1 protein-coding gene is annotated in these 553 nt (G+C 43.8%); it reads right to left on the minus strand.

What is annotated here, in order from left to right:
- Positions 1–52 precede the first annotated feature (52 nt).
- Positions 53–553 (minus strand): DUF2887 domain-containing protein (locus K4A83_RS22835; RefSeq protein WP_265267023.1); only part of this gene is annotated, 501 nt, incomplete at its 5' end.

Consider the following 553-nt stretch of genomic DNA (forward strand, 5'->3'; position numbering starts at 1 on the left):
TGGACTCCGCAGGTTAATAACTGACGCGCTTTTAACCTTTGGGGTAAAAACCCTAGAGAAGTTCCTGAACTCTTTCTAGAGGTAAGTCCAGCAACTCAGCAATTTCTGCTGGACTCTGACCACGACTCACAAGACGTTGAACTAGGTTTCTTTGTGCTTGCTGTAAGCCCTGTTCTATGCCCTGTTGTAAGCCCTGTTCTATCCCTTCTTGGCGACCTTCTTGGCGACCTTCTTGGCGACCTTCTTGGCGACCTTCTTGGCGACCTTCTTGGCGACCTTCTTCAAAGGCTTCTTGATAAAAACGAGTTTGTTTTAAATCTGTTAGTCCTAACATTTGCGCTATTTCCTCTCGACTCAGTTGGGGTAATTTGTAAACAACAATTGTTTCAATTAAGTCAATAATATCTCGTTGAATGGTGCTTGTGCGTAATACCTCTTGAGCTTGTTGAATCAGCTTTTGAGCCAGTTCCATGGCTTGGCTCTCTTCTTCCACGACTAATTGAATTATACTCACTCCTAGCTGTTCTTCTACTCCTTCTAACTCGTCAAGATA

The sequence above is a fragment of the Spirulina subsalsa FACHB-351 genome (assembly GCF_026130165.1).
GTDB classification, from domain to species: Bacteria; Cyanobacteriota; Cyanobacteriia; order Cyanobacteriales; family Spirulinaceae; genus Spirulina_A; species Spirulina_A subsalsa_A.